At 70.7% G+C, this 16,547-nt stretch carries 18 protein-coding genes; 14 read left to right on the top strand and 4 right to left on the bottom strand.

The window, feature by feature from the left end:
- Positions 1-132 precede the first annotated feature (132 nt).
- The 6 genes from ACZ6MA_RS03210 (at position 133) to ACZ6MA_RS03185 (ending at position 3,823) form a co-directional block, all read left to right on the top strand.
- Positions 133-567 (top strand): hypothetical protein, encoded by a 435-nt coding sequence (locus ACZ6MA_RS03210; RefSeq protein ID WP_469430623.1) that lies wholly within the window; start codon positions 133-135, stop codon positions 565-567.
- Between the two features lie 17 nt (positions 568-584).
- Positions 585-1,247 carry a hypothetical protein gene (locus ACZ6MA_RS03205; protein WP_469430621.1) on the top strand — a complete coding sequence of 221 codons (663 nt, stop codon included), beginning with the start codon at positions 585-587 and terminating at the stop codon, positions 1,245-1,247.
- Positions 1,248-1,376: 129 nt separating this feature from the next.
- Positions 1,377-1,787 carry a VOC family protein gene (locus tag ACZ6MA_RS03200; RefSeq protein WP_469430620.1) on the top strand — a complete coding sequence of 137 codons (411 nt, stop codon included), beginning with the start codon at positions 1,377-1,379 and terminating at the stop codon, positions 1,785-1,787.
- A 308-nt stretch (positions 1,788-2,095) separates the two neighbouring features.
- On the top strand, positions 2,096-2,617 hold the full coding sequence (locus ACZ6MA_RS03195) for a helix-turn-helix transcriptional regulator (RefSeq protein WP_469430618.1): 522 nt from the start codon (positions 2,096-2,098) through the stop codon (positions 2,615-2,617).
- Between the two features lie 5 nt (positions 2,618-2,622).
- Complete coding sequence (locus ACZ6MA_RS03190) at positions 2,623-3,261, top strand: glyoxalase (RefSeq protein ID WP_469430617.1); 639 nt, start codon at positions 2,623-2,625, stop codon at positions 3,259-3,261.
- A 76-nt stretch (positions 3,262-3,337) separates the two neighbouring features.
- Positions 3,338-3,823: an iron chaperone gene (locus ACZ6MA_RS03185; RefSeq protein ID WP_469430615.1), complete on the top strand. Its 486-nt coding sequence runs from the start codon at positions 3,338-3,340 to the stop codon at positions 3,821-3,823.
- A gap of 1,026 nt (positions 3,824-4,849) precedes the next feature.
- Here ACZ6MA_RS03185 and ACZ6MA_RS03180 read toward each other — a convergent pair.
- Positions 4,850-5,638, bottom strand: a complete 789-nt coding sequence (locus ACZ6MA_RS03180) for an HAD family acid phosphatase (RefSeq protein WP_469430613.1) — start codon at positions 5,636-5,638, stop codon at positions 4,850-4,852.
- 189 nt (positions 5,639-5,827) lie between these two features.
- On the opposite strand from ACZ6MA_RS03180, the gene ACZ6MA_RS03175 reads away from it, so the two are divergent.
- Entirely contained in the window at positions 5,828-6,913 is a 1,086-nt protein-coding gene (locus tag ACZ6MA_RS03175) for an S-(hydroxymethyl)mycothiol dehydrogenase (RefSeq protein WP_469430611.1), read from the top strand.
- A 124-nt stretch (positions 6,914-7,037) separates the two neighbouring features.
- Here ACZ6MA_RS03175 and ACZ6MA_RS03170 read toward each other — a convergent pair whose 3' ends face one another.
- Complete coding sequence (locus tag ACZ6MA_RS03170; protein ID WP_469430609.1) at positions 7,038-8,363, bottom strand: family 4 glycosyl hydrolase; 1,326 nt, start codon at positions 8,361-8,363, stop codon at positions 7,038-7,040.
- 72 nt (positions 8,364-8,435) lie between these two features.
- Here ACZ6MA_RS03170 and ACZ6MA_RS03165 point away from each other — a divergent pair, with 72 nt between their 5' ends.
- The 7 genes from ACZ6MA_RS03165 to era all read left to right on the top strand — a co-directional run bounded on the left by ACZ6MA_RS03165 (position 8,436) and on the right by era (position 14,817).
- The gene (locus tag ACZ6MA_RS03165) at positions 8,436-9,593 is read left to right on the top strand and encodes a PfkB family carbohydrate kinase (protein WP_469430607.1); all 1,158 of its coding nucleotides are present in this window, start codon (positions 8,436-8,438) and stop codon (positions 9,591-9,593) included.
- 161 nt (positions 9,594-9,754) lie between these two features.
- Positions 9,755-10,747, top strand: a complete 993-nt coding sequence (locus ACZ6MA_RS03160; protein ID WP_469430605.1) for a PhoH family protein — start codon at positions 9,755-9,757, stop codon at positions 10,745-10,747.
- Between the two features lie 12 nt (positions 10,748-10,759).
- Positions 10,760-11,257 carry an rRNA maturation RNase YbeY gene (gene ybeY / locus ACZ6MA_RS03155; RefSeq protein WP_469430604.1) on the top strand — a complete coding sequence of 166 codons (498 nt, stop codon included), beginning with the start codon at positions 10,760-10,762 and terminating at the stop codon, positions 11,255-11,257.
- A complete protein-coding gene (locus ACZ6MA_RS03150) occupies positions 11,254-12,561 on the top strand; it encodes a hemolysin family protein (protein WP_469430603.1) in 1,308 nt (435 codons plus the stop codon). Before ybeY ends, ACZ6MA_RS03150 begins: the two co-directional genes overlap by 4 nt.
- A 92-nt stretch (positions 12,562-12,653) precedes the next feature.
- Positions 12,654-13,415, top strand: coding sequence for a hypothetical protein (locus ACZ6MA_RS03145; RefSeq protein ID WP_469430601.1), 762 nt, complete (start codon positions 12,654-12,656; stop codon positions 13,413-13,415).
- 58 nt (positions 13,416-13,473) lie between these two features.
- Positions 13,474-13,827: a cytidine deaminase gene (locus ACZ6MA_RS03140; protein ID WP_469430599.1), complete on the top strand. Its 354-nt coding sequence runs from the start codon at positions 13,474-13,476 to the stop codon at positions 13,825-13,827.
- Positions 13,828-13,875: 48 nt separating this feature from the next.
- On the top strand, positions 13,876-14,817 hold the full coding sequence (gene era, locus ACZ6MA_RS03135; RefSeq protein ID WP_469430597.1) for a GTPase Era: 942 nt from the start codon (positions 13,876-13,878) through the stop codon (positions 14,815-14,817).
- 203 nt (positions 14,818-15,020) lie between these two features.
- Here era and ACZ6MA_RS03130 read toward each other — a convergent pair whose 3' ends face one another.
- Together ACZ6MA_RS03130 and ACZ6MA_RS03125 are read right to left on the bottom strand one after the other, a co-directional pair.
- Positions 15,021-15,293 carry a protealysin inhibitor emfourin gene (locus ACZ6MA_RS03130; RefSeq protein ID WP_469430596.1) on the bottom strand — a complete coding sequence of 91 codons (273 nt, stop codon included), beginning with the start codon at positions 15,291-15,293 and terminating at the stop codon, positions 15,021-15,023.
- A 29-nt stretch (positions 15,294-15,322) separates the two neighbouring features.
- Positions 15,323-16,381, bottom strand: coding sequence for a M4 family metallopeptidase (locus tag ACZ6MA_RS03125; protein WP_469430594.1), 1,059 nt, complete (start codon positions 16,379-16,381; stop codon positions 15,323-15,325).
- Positions 16,382-16,547 lie beyond the last annotated feature (166 nt).

Genomic DNA, 16,547 nt, shown 5'->3' with positions numbered 1-16,547 from the left:
GCGGCATCGGCCCGGCCTGGAGGTGATGGCGTCAACGGGCCGGAAGCACGGCTTCGAGTCGTTGGAGGAGATGCGGCTGCTGGTCGCGCTGGACTTCCTGAGGGCATCGGAGGTGCTGTCGCAGCCGTTCCGGTGGACCTCGAGCACGTGGGTGGGCAGGCCTGGCACATCCCGGACTTTCTGGCCGTGATCGGCGGCGGGATGTGGCTGCTGGACGTGCGCCCGATGGAGCTGGTCATGGAAGAGGATGCGCTGAAGATCGCGGCGGCAAGAGAGGTGGCGGCGGCATGCGGCTGGCGGTACTCGGTGGTCGCGGGCTGGCGCCCGCATGTGTGGAGCGTCCTTGATCACTTGTCCTCGCGCCGTCGGTCGGCGAGGGATCTGCTGGGCATGAGGGATCAGCTGCTCACCGCTATCGGCGGCTGGGAGGGGCGCGTGATGACGTTCTCCGAGCTGGCGGACGCGACCAGCGTTCCTTCCGTCGGCCGGGCGAATATTATCCGGCTGCTCTGGCGACGTGAACTCGGCGTCGACCTGCGCGACAGCTCGCTGATCTGGGCGGCGTAATGGCGGCGAGGGGGTTCTTGCAGATCGCGCCGGGTAGAAGGGTCGCGCTCAACGGGGTCGAGTGGACGATCGAAGAGGTCCACGGCCAGCACGGCCGGCTTGTCCTCGTGGACGCCGACGGCCGAACGGAGACCCGCTCGTTCCGCTGGCTCATTAACCACGGTGACCTGCGGCTCCTCCCGATGGCCGAAGCATCGGGGCGGCCTTCACCGGTCTCCCGGCAGCCGAGGACACTGACCGACCTGACCAAGGACCAGCTGGAGCGGGCCCGGCTGCGGGCAGCGCATGTGCTGGAAACCGAGACCGGCTTCCGGGAGGGCCACCCAGCTCGGGCCCTGCCGGGTGAGCCCCGGTCTGCCTACGATCCGGACCGCACGACGCTGACCCAGCGCCGCCACGCGAAGGCAGCGGAGACGAAGGCGATGCCCCGTCCAGAAGCGGTACGGCTCGGCCTGCAGCACCTCAACTATCGAACGTTTGAGCGCCTGTCGGGCCTGTCGGGCGACAGTCTCCTGCTGGCGTGCGCGGACGGGCGCTGGACACGGCGACGCAGTGGGCACCGCAGCAGCGCCCGGAATGTCCGGGTTCATTGGACGGCTGCGGCCTCTGTCGTCATTCATTCCCGTGACGCGAGCCGCCCTCCAGGAAGGCGATACATTCCCTTCCTGGAAGGCGGCTGACGGGGCGTCGGGTGCACTGGAGCTGGGGCGAGTGTGCTCTGCGTGACGTACCCGTCAACGTCCGGGCGTGTCCGGATCGGGCAGGAATGGAGAAGCACAGTCCACGGAGTCGCGTCTAGCCTGCTCGCCATGGAGATCACCATTCACACGACGGCTCTTCCGCACGACGACCCGGAGGCGTCGCTCGTCTTCTACCGTGACGTTCTCGGCTTCGAGGTCCGCAGCGATGTCGGGCAGGGCAGGATGCGCTGGATCACGGTTGGTCCGGCCGGTCAGCCGGGCACGTCGATCCTTCTGGCGCCGCCTGCCGCCGATCCCGGCATTACGGAGGACGAGCGCCGCACGATTACCGAGATGATGGCCAAGGGCACCTACGGCTGGATCCTGCTGGCCACTCCGGATCTCGACGCCACGTTCGAGAAGGTGCAGGCCGGTGACACCGAGGTTGTCCAGGAGCCGACCGAGCAGCCGTACGGGGTGCGCGACTGCGCCTTCCGCGACCCCGCGGGCAACCTGATCCGCATCCAGGAGCTGCGCTGAGCCCTGTGGGTATCGGTGCGGCTGTGCGGGCCGACATCGCGGCCACCCATGAGAAACGCGGCGGCGCACCAGAGCAGATGTGCCTGCCATGGCGCCCGCCAGCCGCCTCCGGGGCCTCGTTGCACCGGCCAATGAGCCCGGACTCCGTCCCGCCGCTGTCCGGTAGTTGCCCGACCGGCTGGTCGAGTCCGGCGAGCCGGTCCACCCCGCCACACCACCGGGCGTCTGGTGTGTCCGCCTCGGCGGGCACCCCAGACGCCCGAAGGCGTCGATGGCAAGGGAAGATGAACGATAAGAGGGGGGTGCTCATGTGTAAGCCTGAATGGCGGCGTGCACGCGTCCAGGCGCAGCGCTTGGACGATCTCGCGCGGCTGCGCCGCGTCCGCGACCGGATCGACCGGGAGTACGCACAGCCGCTGAACGTGGAGGCGCTCGCCCGCGACGTGCACATGTCCGCTGGGCACCTGAGTCGGCAGTTCCGTGCCGCGTACAGCGAGTCGCCGTACGCGTACCTGATGACGCGTCGTATCGAGCGGGCGACGGCGTTGCTACGGCGGGGCGATCTCAGCGTCACCGAGGTCTGCTTCGCGGTCGGCTGTGCGTCGCTGGGAACGTTCACCACCCGTTTCACCGAGCTGGTCGGCATGCCGCCCGGGGCCTTCCGGCGCCAGGCGGCGGCTGCGGCACCCGACGACATTGATGCCGCGGGCGCGGCCCACGCGCCGGGCTCGGCGATCACCGTGGTGGGGATGCCGGCGTGCGTGGCGAAGCATGTCGCGAGACCGGTCAGGAATCGAGAAGCCCCGGCCGCCGCGCAGCCCCTAGCGTGATGACCATGGCAACTACCGCTTCCACCGGAGCCCACACGTCCCTCGCGTGCGTCACCCTTGAGGTGGCCGACCCTGAGACCGCCCGCCGCTTCTACAGTGCCTTCGGCGTGGATACGTACCTGCGCCTGCGGGCGTCCGAGGCGCACTCCACCGGATTCCGCGGCTTCACCCTGGCGCTGACGGTGTCCGGGCCGGCCACCGTCGACGGCTTCGTCGCCGGCGCCGTGGACGCCGGCGCCACGGTGCTGAAGCCCGCCGCGAAGTCGCTGTGGGGCTACGGCGGCGTCGTCCAGGCCCCGGACGGGACGATCTGGAAGATCGCGACCTCAGCTAAGAAGGACACCGGCCCGGCCACCCGTGAGATCGACGAGGTGGTCCTGCTGCTCGGCGTCGAGGACGTGAAGGCCACCAAGCAGTTCTACGTCGACCGGGGCCTGACCGTGGCCAAGAGCTTCGGCGGCAAGTACGCCGAGTTCGCCCCCGGCGCGACCGGCTCCGTCAAGCTGGCGCTGTACAAGCGCCGCGCCCTGGCCAAGGACCTCGGCGTCCCCGCCGACGGCACCGGCTCGCACCGCATCGTCCTCGGCGGCACCGCCGACACCTTCACCGACCCGGACGGCTTCGCCTGGGAGGCCGCCGCATAGCCCGCCCCACGCCGTCCTGACTCCCGCCCCGCATTCCCGCACCGCCTTGTCTCACCTTGTACGAGAGGAACCTGCCATGCCGTCCACGAAGTCGCCCGCCGAGAGCTCCGGCACGACCACCGAGAAGTACGACGGATTCACCGCCGAGGAGCGTGCCGCGATGAAGGAGCACGCACGCGAGCAGAAGAAGACGGCGGCGCGGCGCGGCGCGTCGAAGGCGGAGAAGGAGGCGGCCGCGGAGCAGGACGTGCTCGCGAAGATTGCCGAGATGCCGGAGGCGGACCGGGTCCTCGCCGAACGGATCCACGAGATCATCAAGGCTGCCGCTCCGGAGCTCGCGCCCAAGCTCTGGTACGGGATGCCCGCGTACGCCCGGGACGGGAAGGTCGTCTGCCACTTCCAGAGTGCGGAGAAGTTCAAGTCGAGGTACGCCACGCTCGGCTTCAGCGACCAGGCGGCACTCGACGACGGTGCCATGTGGCCGACCGCCTACGCCCTGAAGGAGCTGACCGCGACCGACGAACAGCTCATCAGCGGGCTCGTGAAGACGGCGGTGGGCTGAGGCCGGCCGGAGCAGACGGCGGCGAAAGTGACCCGGTGAAACACGCCTCCGTGCGGGCCTCGGCCGCCCTCCTCCCGTCGGCGGGTGGGGCCATCTGCCGCTCTCCAGCCCGGCTCCGGGCTCATCCACGTTCACGGTCCGCAGCGGCCGGTGGCCCTTCTCGTCGAGCTGAGCGAGTTCGCGGTCGTAGTCGACGGTGATCGAGCCGTAGTAGTTGACCGCCGAGCTGCGGGCCGGGGAGATGTGCGCCAGGACCTCGGCGTCCGCCTCGCGGCCGACACCGCGGCGCAGTTCGCCGACGGCCAGGCCCATGTACTCGGTGTGCCAGCACACCACGGCGAGCCAGGGCCTGCGCCCGCTGCGTGACCCGGACGCCCCCGACCGGGGTCAATGTACGGGGCGACGGCGGCGAGGAACAGGCTGGAGCTCGGCCGGCACCAGGGCTTCGGCCTCCCACCGCACGGGGCGGCGGGGGCCGAACCCGGAGCGGTGGGCGAAGGCCAGCCACCTCGGGTCGCTCCTCTTGTCCTCGGCCGCCGGGGCCCCGTACGCGCGCACTTGGGCGTAGGTGGGCAGCACCCGAGATACCCGGCTCCGGCAGCCGTGCGCTCCACCCAGTCGCGTTCGATGTCCTCCCCGGACGTCGGCGTAAGACTGGGAACCGAAGCAGCCGCGGACACCAGGACGGGGAGGCCTGTCTCCCGCGGTGGCGGAAGCACTGGCAGCCGTATGGGGTCCGGCCCGCCCACCGGCTCGGCCGGCTCTGGACGCTCAGCCATCGCCGGTCGGCGGGGAGGGAGTGGGGGCGGAAGAGTTGCTGCGCAGACAGGCCTGCTGACCAGCTGCACCTGCAGACCGGGTGCTGGCTACTCCGTGATCCGCCAACTATCACCCTCAAGGTTCGCCAACCGGTTTGCCCTGCATACCCGTGACCTGCGCCGAAGCTGGCGTGATCCGCCATCTACCGCCCTCGGTTACAGCAGGCGGCCAAGACGGCCCGCGGCCGCGAATCGGCGGACCCGAACCCTACGGGAGGAAGTACATCGGGTTCGGCAGCTTGAACGTACGGTCGGCGTACCCGCCCTTCAGGTCGCTGTGCTGGTCGCCGAAGTTGGCGACGATGTCGTAGCCCTGCGACTCGATGTACTTCCGCGTGCCCGACTTGTACTCGACCGTCGTGCAGGCGGCACCGCACGACAGGTACGCCGGCGGGTTCTGCTTGTTCTTCAGGAAGAAGTGCGCCGGGTCGGCGACGGGCTTGTAACCGACGTTCTTGAGGTTGCGCGCGCTCCACTCACGCTGGTGCTCGCCGCGCCCGGTGACGTAGAAGACCTCGATCCCCTTGGCCTTCGCCCAGTTGACGAGCTTCGGCATGCCGAAGACCGGGGACATGTCGGTGGACTTCAGATAGGCGTCCTGCGACTCGGGCGTGAAGTGGAAACCGACCTGGAGCTCGTAGTTGTAGGTCAGCAGGGTCGTGTCGTCCAGGTCCAGGACGATGGCGGGCTTGGCCTTCTTCGCCTTGTTCTTCACGACGTTCTCGAGGTGGGCCTTGGCCTTCCTCTCGATGTCCGCGACCTGCTTGGCGTAGTTGCTGTCGGGAGAGGCGTAGTGCTGGCCCGCCGCGTCGACCGTGTCGCCGTAGTACGCCTTGATCTTGTCGGTGACCTTGGTGAGGTTCGGGATCTCCTTGTCCGTGCGCGGCGCCGCGTGGTCGGCGGAGGCCGCACCGGCCGCGAACAGACCGGCGCCGACGGCCACGGCGGCGGTGGCGGCCGCTATGCGGACGCGCTTCGAGGAGAAAGAGAGAGTCACGTGCGGGCTCCTGGGACAGGTGAGCGGAACGGTAGGAACAGTTGTCTACGCGCGAAGACCCCCGCCGTCAATCTACGCGCGGAGATCCGCTCCGACCGGCGGCAGTGACGGCACGTCAGGCCTCTGCCCACGGGCCCGGCCCGCTGCGCGTACGGTGTGGACTGACCAGCGACGAGAAGGGGAACGGCCATGGCGCAGGAAGTACGCGGAGTGATCGCACCCGGCAGGAATCAGCCGGTGCGGGTGGAGACGATCGTCGTGCCGGACCCGGGCCCCGGCGAGGCCGTGGTGAAGGTCCAGGCGTGCGGCGTCTGCCACACCGATCTGCACTACAAGCAGGGCGGCATCAACGACGACTTCCCCTTCCTCCTCGGCCACGAGGCGGCCGGTGTCGTGGAGGCCGTCGGCGAGGGCGTGAGCGAGGTCGCCCCCGGTGACTTCGTCGTCCTCAACTGGCGGGCCGTCTGTGGCCAGTGCCGGGCGTGTCTGCGCGGCCGCCCGCAGTACTGCTTCGCCACGCACAACGCCAAGCAGAAGATGACTTTGACCGACGGTACCGAGCTGTCCCCGGCGCTCGGCATCGGCGCGTTCGCCGAGAAGACGCTGGTCGCCGCCGGACAGTGCACGAAGGTCGACCCCGCCGTCTCCCCGGCGGTCGCCGGGCTGCTCGGCTGCGGCGTCATGGCGGGCATCGGCGCGGCGATCAACACCGGACAGGTCGGCCGTGGCGACTCCGTCGCCGTCATCGGCTGCGGCGGCGTGGGCGACGCGGCCATCGCGGGCTCCCGGCTGGCGGGGGCGGCCCGGATCATCGCCGTCGACATCGACGACCGCAAGCTCCAGACGGCGCTGACCATGGGCGCCACCCACACGGTCAACTCGCGCACCACGGACCCGGTCGAGGCGATCCGTGAGCTGACCGGTGGTTTCGGCGCGGACGTCGTCATCGAGGCGGTCGGCCGCCCCGAGACCTACCGGCAGGCCTTCTACGCCCGTGACCTGGCCGGCACGGTCGTCCTGGTCGGCGTGCCCACCCCCGAAATGAAGCTGGAGCTGCCGCTCCTCGACGTCTTCGGGCGCGGTGGCGCGCTGAAGTCCTCCTGGTACGGCGACTGCCTGCCCTCCCGCGACTTCCCGATGCTCGTCGACCTGCACCTGCAGGGACGGCTCGACCTCGGGGCGTTCGTGACCGAGACGATCGGGCTGGAGGACGTGGAGAAGGCGTTCGAGCGGATGCACGAAGGGGATGTGCTGCGGTCGGTCGTCGTGTTCTGACCTCTCGCCTGGCCGGCGGTTTTCGGCTACGTTCGCCGCCGGCGGCGGACAGGTTTGGGCTGGGGCCGGCCACATCAAGCCCGTCCGGCGTTTGAGGACAACCGCCGCGCAGCGGCGGTACGCCCTACACCGGGCAGGCCCGTGCCAGGATGCGGGCCGCGACGGCCGGGGAGTCGACCAGGGGGTGCAGGGCCATGGCGCGCAGCGCGGCGCCGTGGTTCTCGCCCACCGCCGCGTCGATGGCGGCTCGTTCGACGGCCTTGAGCTGGAGCATCAGCCCGAGCTGGTCCTCACGCAAAGGGGCGCACGGCAGCGGGTGTGCGCCCTTCGCGCTCACCTCGCAGACCGTCTCGATGATCGCCTCGGGGTCCAGCGCCGGCACGGTCGTGCCGTTGGGGACGTTGAGGATCAGCCGGGTGCGCTCGTCCCGGGCGACGGCCCGCATCAGGGCCAGGGCCACCTGGTCGTAGCCGCCGCCGTCGAGGTCGCACGAGTCGCGCTGCCAGCCGCCGCTGGCCGCCCGGCTCTCGGCCATGTACGTCTCCTCGCGGTGCAGCCGCGTCCGCTCCCACAGCGCGTACGCCCGTTCGGGCTCGGCGGCGGCCGCCGCGAAGAAGCCGCCCTGCTGCTGGTCGAGGAATTCGCCCCGGGTCTCCGGGGACTCCAGCACCGCGTGCAGGGTCTCCCGGCGGAAGTAGTAGTAGTGCAGGTATTCGTTCGGCAGCGAGCCGAGGGCCTGGAGCCAGCGCGCGCCGAAGAGCTTGCCCTCCTCGAAGGAGGACAGGGCCGTCTCGTCGGCCAGCAGCCCCGGCAGCAGGTCCCGCCCGTCGAGCGTCAACGAGCGCAGCCAGCCCAGGTGGTTGAGGCCCACGTAATCGAATTCGACCCGGGCCGCGTCGGCGCCCGCTGCCCGCGCGGCACGTCGTACCAGCCCCACGGGTGAGTCGCAGATGCCGATGACCCGTTCACCCAGGACGGCCGACATCGCCTCGGTCACCATGCCCGCGGGATTGGTGAAGTTGATGACCCAGGCGTTCGGGGCGAGTGCCGCGACCCGCTCGGCGATGCGCAGCGCCACCGGGATCGTCCGCAGCCCGTAGAGCACCCCGCCCGCGCCGACGGTCTCCTGCCCCAACACCTGCTCGCCGAGCGGAATCCTTTCATCACGCACCCGTCCGGCCGTGCCGCCCACCCGGATCGCGGAGAAGACGAAATCAGCGCCCCGCAGGGCCTCGTCCAGGTCCGGGACGGCGGTCACGACGGGGGCGCCCGGGACGCCTCGCGCCTGCTCGGCGAGCACGTTCGCGATGACCTTGAGTCTCGCGGAGTCGGTGTCGTACAGCGTGAGTTCGGTGCAGCGTCCGGGTGCCTCGCGTCGCGCGTCGTCCAACAGGGCCCGGTGCACCAGAGGCACCCGGAAACCGCCACCGCCGAGAATCGTCAGCTTCATGGCCCGGAACGTACCGCAGCTTCGGGCAGACTGTCGGGACCCGCACCCCGTGGAGAGGAGCAGCGAGCGAGCATGACGATTTTCTCGCCTCATGCGGCACCGCAGACGGCACTGTCCGGCGAGCGTTCCCAGGTGTTCGAGGGCGCCGCGCCGGTCCTGGACCCGCTGGCCGAGGTCCGGGCCGAGGGCGACCCGGAGACGGACGTCTATCTGACCGGGACCGTCTTCCTCGACATCATCTTCACCGGCCTGGACTCCGCCCCCGTGCGCGGCACCGAGTCCTGGGCGCGTGGCATGGGCTCCAGCCCCGGCGGCATCGCCAACATGGCCACCGCGCTCGCCCGGCTGGGCCTGCGGACCTCGCTCGCCGCCGCGTTCGGCGACGACATGTACGGGGAGTACTGCTGGGAGGCCCTCTCCCGTGGCGAGGGCATCGATCTGGGGCTCTCCCGCACGGTCCCCGGCTGGCACTCCCCGGTGACCGTCTCCATGGCCTACGAGGGCGAGCGCACGATGGTCTCGCACGGTCACGAGGCCCCGCCGCACGGTGAGGGGGGCGTGCCCGCCCCCGAGTGCCCGCCGCCCGCCCGTGCCTGTGTGGCCCTGCTCGTGCCCGGGCGCGAGGAGGAGTGGATCGCGCGCGCCGCCCGGCGCGGCAGCCGGGTCTTCGCCGACGTGGGCTGGGACGAGACCGGCCGCTGGGACCCCTCGGACCTGGCCGGTCTGGAGCACTGCGAGGCGTTCCTGCCCAATGCCGAGGAGGCCATGCGCTACACCCGGACCGACTGTCCGCGCGCCGCCGCCCGGGCGCTGGCCGAGAAGGTGCCGCTCGCCGTCGTCACGATGGGCGAGCGGGGCGCCTTCGCGGTGGACAGCCGCACCGGGGAGAGCGCCGAGGTGCCGGCCATCGCGGTCGAGGCGCTCGACCCCACCGGCGCCGGGGACGTCTTCGTCGCCGGCTTCGTGACCGGCACCCTGGCGGGCTGGCCGCTCGCCGACCGGCTGGCCTTCGCGGGCCTGACCGCCGCCCTGTCCGTACAGGAATTCGGGGGATCGCTCTCCGCGCCCGGCTGGGTGGAGATCGCCGCCTGGTGGCAGCATGTGCGGTCCTACGACGACACCCCGTCCGCCGCGCGCCGCTATGCCTTCCTCGACGGCATCCTGCCCGCCGCCGCCCGCCCCTGGCCGCTGCGCCGGGCCGTGCCCACGCTCGGATTCCGCCAGCCGTGAGCGCCCGCCACGGGCCTGCCGGAAAACCCCTCGGGCCGGTCGGCGCACCGTCGTACCCTTGATATCCCAAGGATGTCCGCAGACATCGGGCGGATGCCGCCCTGTCCGGGCACGTCGGAACGCAGGAAAAGAGGGGATGAGCAGGCCCGAGTGGCCGGCCCATGACTCAGACACCCACACGACCGCAGGCGACAGCCCGGTTCACGGTCCCGGCCAAGCACCCCATGGTGACGGTCCTGGGTTCCGGGGACACGCTCCTGCGCGTGATCGAGAAGGCCTTCCCGCACGTGGACATCCACGTCCGGGGCAACGAAGTCAGCGCCGCCGGGGGGACGCGGGAAGTCGCCCTCGTGCAGCGCCTGTTCGACGAGATGATGCTGGTGCTCCGCACCGGACAGCCGATGACGGAGGACGCGGTGGAACGCTCGATCGCGATGCTGCGGGGCGAGGGCGACGGGGACGAGACCCCGGCCGAGGTCCTCACACAGAACATTCTCTCCAGCCGCGGTCGCACGATCCGGCCCAAGACGCTCAACCAGAAGCGCTACGTCGACGCCATCGACAAGCACACGGTCGTCTTCGGCATCGGCCCCGCCGGCACCGGCAAGACGTACCTGGCCATGGCCAAGGCGGTCCAGGCCCTGCAGTCCAAGCAGGTCAACCGGATCATCCTGACCCGGCCGGCCGTCGAGGCGGGCGAGCGGCTCGGCTTCCTGCCCGGCACGCTCTACGAGAAGATCGACCCGTATCTGCGGCCGCTCTACGACGCCCTGCACGACATGCTCGACCCCGACTCCATCCCCCGGCTGATGGCCGCCGGGACGATCGAGGTCGCGCCGCTGGCCTACATGCGGGGCCGGACGCTCAACGACGCCTTCATCATCCTCGACGAGGCGCAGAACACCAGCGCCGAGCAGATGAAGATGTTCCTCACCCGCCTCGGCTTCGACTCGAAGATCGTCATCACCGGTGACGTCACGCAGATCGACCTCCCCGGCGGCACCAAGAGCGGTCTGCGGCAGGTCGTGGACATCCTGGAGGGCGTCGAGGACGTCCACTTCTCGCGGCTCACCAGCACGGACGTGGTCCGGCACAAGCTGGTCGGCCGTATTGTCGACGCGTACGAGCAGTTCGACGAGCGCAACGGAAAGTAAGTAATCGAAGCGATGGCAATCGACGTCAACAACGAATCCGGCACCGATATCGACGAGCAGGCGATCCTCGACGTCGCCCGCTACGCCCTGGCCCGGATGCGTATCCACCCGCTCTCCGAACTCTCGGTCATCGTCGTGGACGCCGACGCCATGGAGCAGCTCCACATCCAGTGGATGGACCTGCCCGGCCCCACCGATGTGATGTCCTTCCCGATGGACGAGCTGCGCCCGCCGGCCAAGGACGACGAGGAGCCGCCGCAGGGCCTGCTCGGTGACATCGTGCTCTGCCCGGAGGTCGCGAAGAAGCAGGGCGAGGAGGCGCCGACCGGGCACTCCATGGACGAGGAGTTGCAGCTCCTCACCGTCCACGGCGTCCTCCACCTGCTGGGTTACGACCACGAGGAGCCGGACGAGAAGGCCGAGATGTTCGGCCTCCAGGCGGCGATCATCGACGGCTGGCGTGCCGAGCGCGGGATCGAAGGAGCCTCCCCGGCTCCCACGATCACGTGACCGGGCAGCTGATCGCCGCCGCGGTCCTGCTCCTGGTCGTCGCCTGGCTCGCCGCCTGCGCGGAGGCGGGCCTGGCCCGCACCACCCGGTTCCGTGCCGAGGAGGCCGTCCGGGCGGGCCGCCGCGGCAGCGCCAAGCTGATGGCCGTCGCCGCCGATCCCACCCGCTACCTCAATGTGGCGCTGCTGGTCCGCGTCGCCTGCGAGATGGCGGCCGGCGTCCTGGTGACCTACGTCTGCCTGCGGGAGTTCGCCAAGACCTGGGAGGCGCTGACCGTCGCCATCGCGGTGATGGTCCTCGTCTCCTACGTGGCCGTCGGCGTCTCCCCGCGCACCATCGGCCGCCAGCACCCGCTGAACACCGCGACGGCCGCCGCGTACGTCCTGCTGCCGCTCGCCCGGATCATGGGCCCGGTGCCACGGCTGCTGATCCTCATCGGCAACGCCCTCACCCCCGGCAAGGGCTTCCGCATGGGCCCGTTCGCCTCCGAGGCGGAGCTACGGGCCATGGTCGACCTGGCGGAGAAGGAGTCGCTGATCGAGGACGACGAGCGCCGGATGGTGCACTCCGTCTTCGAACTGGGCGACACGCTCGTCCGCGAGGTCATGGTGCCCCGCACGGACCTCGTCGTCATCGAGCGCGGCAAGACCATCCGCCAGGCCCTGACCCTGGCGCTCCGCTCGGGCTTCTCCCGGATCCCGGTCACCGGCGAGAGCGAAGACGACATCGTCGGCATCGTCTACCTCAAGGACCTCGTCCGAAAGACGCACATCAGCCGGGACGCCGAATCCGAGCTGGTCTCGACGGCGATGCGTCCCGCGGTCTTCGTGCCCGACACCAAGAACGCGGGCGACCTGCTGCGGGAGATGCAGCAGCAGCGCACCCACTGCGCGGTCGTCATCGACGAGTACGGCGGCACCGCCGGCATCGTCACGATCGAGGACATCCTCGAGGAGATCGTCGGCGAGATCACCGACGAGTACGACCGCGAGCTGCCGCCCGTGGAGGAACTCGGCGAGGACCGCTACCGCGTCACGGCCCGGCTCGACATCGGCGACCTCGGCGAGCTGTACGGCCTGGAGCTGGACGACGAGGACGTGGAGACGGTCGGCGGCCTGCTCGCCAAGTCCCTCGGCCGCGTCCCCATCGCCGGCGCCACGGCCGAGGTCGACCTCACCGACGACACCACCGACCCGTCGCTGCACGCCCTGCGCCTGACCGCCGAATCCGCGGCGGGCCGACGCAACCGCATCGTGACGGTCCTGGTGGAGCCGGTGCGCGTCCCGGAGCCGGCCGAGGACTGAGCGGTTCGCCGCCCGGTGGGCCCACAAGGCCCACCGGGCGGATACTTCGGCGGGCCCGCCTCATCGGCCCCGCCCGATCACCAAGGAACCCTGTGCGTCCTCACCCGCGCCGCGGCGCGTCCGCCGTTCTCGCCGCCTCGGCCCTGCTGCTCGTCTCCGCCTGCGGCGGGATGCCCGGCCGGGAGACGCGGGCCCGGCCGGGCATCCCGCCGCAGGCCACGCGTGACGCCGCGAACGGCTCCCCGAAGACCGAGCCGCTCACCGGCGAACAGGTGAAGGCCACGCTGCTCACCGCCAAGGACCTGCCCTCCGGCTGGAAGGTCATGGACGCGAGCGACGTCTACGGCCCGGGACTGCTGCGGATCGGCACGACGACGAAGCCCCCCTGCCAGCCGCTGCTGGACGCCTTCGTCGGCCGGAGCGGCGGGCCGAACCCTAAGTCGCACGCCATGGCCGAGCTGGTCCAGGACGGCGACGGCGGATCCATGCTGATCAACGGGGTCACCGCCTACCGCGAAGCCGACGCCCGGAAGATCATGCGGGGCCCGCTCGACGTCGAGGCGTGCGCGCACTTCACCGGCAAGCTGGGCGACGACCGCGCCGCCGACTTCACGGCCGAGCGCCTGGACGCGGCCGGGGCCGGCGACGAGTCGCGTGCCGTCCGGGTGACCGTCGCGGAGACCGCGAACGAGGCGGCCATGCGGCACGACATCGCGGCCGCCCGGGTCGGCGCCACGATCGTGACCGTCATCCGCACCAGCTTCACCACGGCCGACGCCGCCGGCTTCGACGACGCCCTCCGCAAGGCCGTCGAGAAGGTGCGGAAGGCCGCGCGGGCGGCGAAGACGTCCTGACCGGCCCGGACCGGGCCCCGCGCCCGGCTCCGGACCACCGTTCAATATGCTCCGCCGTATGACGGACAACGCCACGCTGGACCCCGAAGACCGCAAGCTGATCACGCTCGCCCGTTCCACGCGCGCCCGTAACGCGGTCGCCGAGGGCGCGGCCGTGCGCGACGAGAACGGCCGCACCTACGTCGCCGGGACCGTCGGCCTCGACTCGCTGAAGCTCAGCGCCCTCGCCACCGCCGTCGCGATGGCCGTGGCCAGCGGCGCGAAGTCGCTGGAGGCCGCCGTCGTCGTCTCCGATGCCGAAGCCGTGCCCGACGCGGACCGCGCCGCCGTCCGTGACCTGGGCGGACCCGCGACGCCCGTACTGCTCGCGGGCCCGGACGGGGCCGTGCGCACCGCGCTCACCGCGGGGTAGCCGGACCACTGGTCGGCGCGGGGCCGGGGATCGGGGAGAATACCGAACATGGACAGTGCTGCCTCCCCCTCCCAGGCCCCTCACCGCGCGGGCTTCGCGTGCTTCGTCGGCCGCCCCAACGCGGGCAAGTCGACCCTGACCAACGCACTGGTGGGGACGAAGGTCGCGATCACCTCCAACCGGCCGCAGACCACCCGCCACACCGTGCGCGGCATCGTGCACCGCCCCGACGCCCAGCTCGTCCTCGTCGACACCCCCGGGCTGCACAAGCCCCGCACGCTGCTCGGCGAGCGCCTCAACGACGTCGTGCGGACCACCTGGGCCGAGGTCGACGTGATCGGTTTCTGCCTGCCCGCCGACCAGAAGCTCGGCCCCGGTGACAAGTTCATCGCCAAGGAACTCGCGGGGATCAAGAAGACCCCGAAGATCGCCATCGTCACCAAGACGGACCTGGTCGACTCCAAGCAGCTCGCCGAGCAGCTCATCGCCATCGACCAGCTCGCCGTCGAGCTGGGCTTCGAGTGGCAGACGATCGTCCCCGTCTCGGCCGTCGGCGACAAGCAGGTCTCGCTCCTCGCCGACCTCATCGCCCCGCTGCTCCCGGAGAGCCCGCCGCTCTACCCCGAGGGCGACCTCACCGACGAGCCCGAGCAGATCATGGTCGCCGAGCTGATCCGCGAGGCCGCGCTGGAGGGTGTGCGCGACGAGCTGCCGCACTCCATCGCCGTCGTGGTCGAGGAGATGCTCCCGCGCGAGGACCGGCCGGAGAACAAGCCGCTGCTCGACATCCACGCCAACGTCTACATCGAGCGGCCGAGCCAGAAGGGCATCATCATCGGCCCGAAGGGCGCGCGCTTGAAGGAGGTCGGCATGAAGTCCCGCAAGCACATCGAGGCCCTGCTCGGCACGCCGGTCTATCTCGACCTGCACGTCAAGGTCGCCAAGGACTGGCAGCGCGACCCCAAGCAACTGCGGAAGCTCGGCTTCTGACCTCGGCCAATTCCTGTCCGCGGATCCTGTGCCCGCACCACCGCTGCGCGACGGTGTCCTCAATCGCCGGACGGGCTGCTGTGCTCTGTCCTCAATCGCCGGACGGGCTATTCAGCCCGTCCGGCGATTGAGGACGCGCCCGCAGGGCGCCCGCCGCCGCAGGCGGCACAACCGGCCGTCAGCCGAAAACTTGCCGGCCAGGCCTAGGCCCCTTCCTTCAGCACCATCCGAATCAGCTCCCGCTGCTCCGGCGACACGTGCGGGTCGGCGCAGTGGACCGTCCGGCCGTCCACCGTGATCTCGTACCGGAAGCCGTCCGGCACACCGCGCGCCGTGGCGCACGCCTCCGGGCCCGTGTCGAGCGCGCGGTGGGCCAGCGCCTTGAGGTGCGTCGCGTCGGGCCGGCCGGTGGTGTCCAGCTCGGCCCGGCGCTCGATACCGGCGAAGCCGCCGGTTCGGGTGATGGCAATCCGCATAACGCCATCCTTACCCCGTCCGCCCGTCTCTACGAGGTGGCGACCCCCACCTGTTCCCACGCCTTGAGAACGGCCTGAATCTCGTCGCCCTCGCCGAACCGGGCCCGCGCCGCCGCCACCGTCAGCCGTGCGAAGTCCTTGAAGTCGGCGTCGGTGGCCAGTTCGCCGCCGGTCAGCGTGTCGTACCAGATGTGCCCGGCCCGCTCCCACGCGTGGCCGCCGAGCGCGGTGGCCAGGAGGTAGAAGGCGTGGTTGGGGATGCCGGAGTTGATGTGCACGCCGCCGTTGTCACGTGAGGTGCGGACGTAGTTCTCCATGGTGGCGGGCTGCGGGTCCTTGCCGAGGACGTCGTCGTCGTAGGCCGTGCCGGGTGCCTTCATGGAACGCAGCGCCTCGCCCCGGTCCACATTGGGGCCCAGCAGACCCGCACCGATCAGCCAGTCGGCCTGGGCGGCGGTCTGCCCGAGGGCGTACTGCTTGATGAGCGAGCCGAAGACGTCCGCCACGGACTCGTTCAGCGCGCCCGACTGGCCGTAGTACTCCAGGTTGGCCGTGTGCTGGACGACGCCGTGGGTCAGCTCGTGGCCGATGACGTCGACGGGGATGGTGAAGTCGAGGAAGAGGTCGTTGTCCCCGTCCCCGAAGACCATTTGCTCGCCGTCCCAGAAGGCGTTGTCGTAGTCCCGGCCGTAGTGGACCGTCGCGTTCAGCGGCAGCCCGCAGTCGTCGATCGAATGCCGCCCGTACACCTTGAGGTACAGCTCGAAGGTCGCGCCGAGCCCCGCGTGCGCGCGGTTGACCGTGGCGTCCCGGGACGGCTGGTCGCCCTCGGAGTGCACCTTCCGGCCCGGGGTCGTCTCCTGGTGCCCGGCGTCGTAGATCGTGCGCTGCGGGGTGTCGGAGGCTGTGCCGACCGGTGCGGCGACACCACGGAGCGCGGCGATCCGGCGGCGGGTGCGCTGGAGGGAGTCGTGCTCCAGGGTGCGTCGAGCGGGCTCGGAGAGCCGGGGGTCCTCGGACTGCGCGAGCCTGTCGAGGACGTGCGGCGGAACGATGGTGCAGAAGACCTGGTGAGGTGTGGCGTCCATGGCCTGAATGTGGCACTGGGTTTCCGTCGTGTCACTCCTTGCGGTCATGATTAATGAAATCGAGTGGTTGGCCTCCCTTTGGGTGGCACCACCGACGGATCCGTTCCGCATCCCGCATGCTGATACGGGGCCTGTCGGGACCGGCCGCGTCGGTTAGTGTGCTGTG

The sequence above is a fragment of the Streptomyces sp. NPDC042259 genome (assembly GCF_055582085.1).
Note: the sequence above shows the minus strand (reverse complement) of the source record. Positions and strands in the feature narration are given on the sequence as shown.